The organism is Salinivibrio sp. MA427, assembly GCF_001996115.1.
GTDB classification, from domain to species: Bacteria; Pseudomonadota; Gammaproteobacteria; order Enterobacterales; family Vibrionaceae; genus Salinivibrio; species Salinivibrio costicola.
Genome location: NZ_MUFH01000331.1, coordinates 1 through 2,444 on the forward strand (window position 1 = coordinate 1; position 2,444 = coordinate 2,444).

The 2,444-nt window shown below is 48.3% G+C and carries 4 protein-coding genes and 1 pseudogene; 4 read left to right on the forward strand and 1 reads right to left on the reverse strand.

The window, feature by feature from the left end:
- A pseudogene (locus tag BZG79_RS16795) lies at nt 1–155 on the forward strand (N-acetyltransferase); the annotation flags it as partial.
- 95 nt (nt 156–250) lie between these two features.
- Nucleotides 251–727, forward strand: coding sequence for a GNAT family N-acetyltransferase (locus BZG79_RS14085; protein ID WP_347336596.1), 477 nt, complete (start codon nt 251–253; stop codon nt 725–727).
- A gap of 13 nt (nt 728–740) precedes the next feature.
- On the opposite strand, the gene BZG79_RS14090 is transcribed toward BZG79_RS14085, so the two are convergent.
- Nucleotides 741–1,148, reverse strand: a complete 408-nt coding sequence (locus tag BZG79_RS14090; protein ID WP_077774712.1) for a TauD/TfdA family dioxygenase — start codon at nt 1,146–1,148, stop codon at nt 741–743.
- Between the two features lie 178 nt (nt 1,149–1,326).
- On the opposite strand from BZG79_RS14090, the gene BZG79_RS14095 reads away from it, so the two are divergent.
- Nucleotides 1,327–1,809: a hypothetical protein gene (locus tag BZG79_RS14095; RefSeq protein WP_077774713.1), complete on the forward strand. Its 483-nt coding sequence runs from the start codon at nt 1,327–1,329 to the stop codon at nt 1,807–1,809.
- 3 nt (nt 1,810–1,812) lie between these two features.
- Nucleotides 1,813–2,444, forward strand: a 632-nt coding sequence (locus BZG79_RS14100) for a class I SAM-dependent methyltransferase (RefSeq protein WP_077774714.1), incomplete at its 3' end; no start/stop codon positions are given.

Genomic DNA, 2,444 nt, shown 5'->3' on the forward strand with positions numbered 1-2,444 from the left:
CCTTAGCAGACGCGGGGTGTCGCCGAGCGTTGCTATCTGTAAGCCGTGATAACCATCGTGCGTTAACCTTTTACCGCCAGCACGGCTGGGAATTTGTTCGCGCCAACCCCAAACACGCGAAGACCGATTTTTATCAGTGTTGGCTGCCAGCCTAAATACTTATTCGTGCCAATATGCGATTATGGCGCGATAGGATGTTTCAGTAGGTAAATGGTTTATGACACTGATATGCCGGTCAAAAAGGCTCAATGTGCGACAGTTTACACTCGACGATGCGCCGTTTATTGTGGAGCTGCTTAATGATGCGTCGTTTATACGCTATATCGCGGATAAAAAGGTGCGTACTGAGCAAGATGCGATCGAGTATCTCCGTCACGGGCCGCTCGCAAGTTATCAAGCACATGGCTTTGGTTTAAATCTGGTGGAACGGCGGGAAGATGGTGAGCCCATCGGCATGTGCGGTGTGCTCAAGCGCGATGAGTTGGCATATCCAGATTTAGGCTACGCGTTTTTATCGCGTTATACCGGGCAAGGATACGCCACAGAAGCCGCCGAGGCGGTGCTTGAAGCAACTCTGTTAGCGAGCGGACTGACTACGGTTCAGGCGGTGACCTTACCGGACAACCAACCTTCAAACCGTTTGCTTGAAAAGCTAGGGTTTCGGCTGCAAAGCCAAATCATGCTTTATGAGCATCGCAACAATCTGTATCAATATACCCGCGTCTGAGCGCCATAAGATGTTACTGAGCACTGTCACCCTGAACGGTGACGCGGTGCAATCGTCTGGGCGCGTCGCCATAATCGGTTACTGCGTAGTGTTGGGTGGCGCGATTATCCCAGATCGCCACCGAATGCTTTTGCCAGCGAAAACGAACGTGATATTTCGATTGGCGTGCTTGACTGAACAGTGTCGCCAGCCGTTGTTGGCTATCAGCCTCTGGCCAGTCGGCAATCGCGCGAGTAAATTGCTCGTTAATAAATAGCACTTCTTGGCCGGTTTCAGGGTGGGTCTGTACCATGGCACGGCGAATAGGCGGGTAGTCTTGAGCGCGTTTCGAGACCACACTCTGGCCGTCGGCGTCTTGATGATCGTAACGGCTGCCTTCAAAGGCGACGCGTTTTTCGTTTCTTGTGGATCTTTTCGGCATCCGTGAAAGACAGTTGTTGTATGATAATCCCCTGAAATCAGACGTTAGGCTGAAGTTATCGCAAATTCTGGCGAGTTAACCAGAGGCTCCCTGTAAACTGGTTTGAACTTTGTAAAAGTTATGAGTATAATTGTACATACATCTTACATCGTAAACCGTACATACAAGGAAAAAGTATATGGGTGTAACTCCATCAACTGCACTGAGTTTTGAAGAGTCTCAGTCGCTTATAATTAAAGACTCTGAGCTGTCTGCGGCGCTAGAGAAAGTTGCAGCGCTTGACTTCTCGATGTTGAATCGGAAATTTGTTGAGGAATACGGCTGGACAGTCGAATTCTGCCGGGAAGTTGAGGATCTTTACCGGAAATTTCTTGCGCTAAATATGCGCTACCCTGAAAAAAAAATATGTCCTACAGGCCCTATTGATGAGTTTTGGCACGCGCATATTCTTGATACTCGCGCATATGCCAGAGATTGTGAAATACTTTTCGGAGAGTTTTTACATCACTTCCCCTATTTTGGTATGCGAGGGCCTGAAGATCGAGCCAACCTGGAAGCGGCCTTCGAAAAATCACTTGACCTCTTCGTAACTCATTTCGGAATTGACCCTACAGCAGGTGACGTACAAGCTCGCAGTTGTGCCCCTCAGCGTTGCCCATAAACTATGGCTGAAATCAAACACATTTTCATGTTTGGTAGAGATGAAGATTCGTCCCTAGAAAAGAGGAATAAGCTTTTTTGGCTTGCGCTATTAGGCCATGTTAAAGCTGATCGCGTGATTGATGAGGGAGGGACAATTCTTGATATTGGTTGTCATCAAGGTGGCCTTCTCTCACTCTCAAGGAAAAAGTTCAAGGCATTGCACCTGATCGGTGTAGAGCCAATGAAAACTGCACGGGATATAGCCCAAGCACGTCTACAGCGTGAGGGGGCATCTGCCAAAATTTTGCGAGAGAACGAATGGCAGAAAGTTGTCGATCAGTCTGTCGACTTGGTGTTGTCGCATGAAGTGTTGCCATTTATCCAGGATCTGAACCAGTTTGCAGCAAACATTCAAAGAGTTCTCAAGCCTCATGCTTTTGCCTACGTGGTATTGGGATGCCACCTCGAAAATCCGCTTTGGCCCATCTGGCGGGAAGAACTTCATAATCAAGGACATACCACATTCGATCATAGTCCCATAGCACTGATGAAAGCAGCAGGAGAACAGGGACTCTCTCCATCTGTTCGCACACTTCGAGATCACGGCTGGGCACATTACAACCCTTTAGAAGAATCAGCTTTTTCCTATCCGAG

Bases quoted from the DNA above. Each gene is read 5' to 3' on its own strand.
- BZG79_RS14090 (WP_077774712.1), bottom strand. From the start codon at position 1,148: ATGCCGAAAAGATCCACAAGAAACGAAAAACGCGTCGCCTTTGAAGGC.
- BZG79_RS14095 (WP_077774713.1), top strand. From the start codon at position 1,327: ATGGGTGTAACTCCATCAACTGCACTGAGTTTTGAAGAGTCTCAGTCG.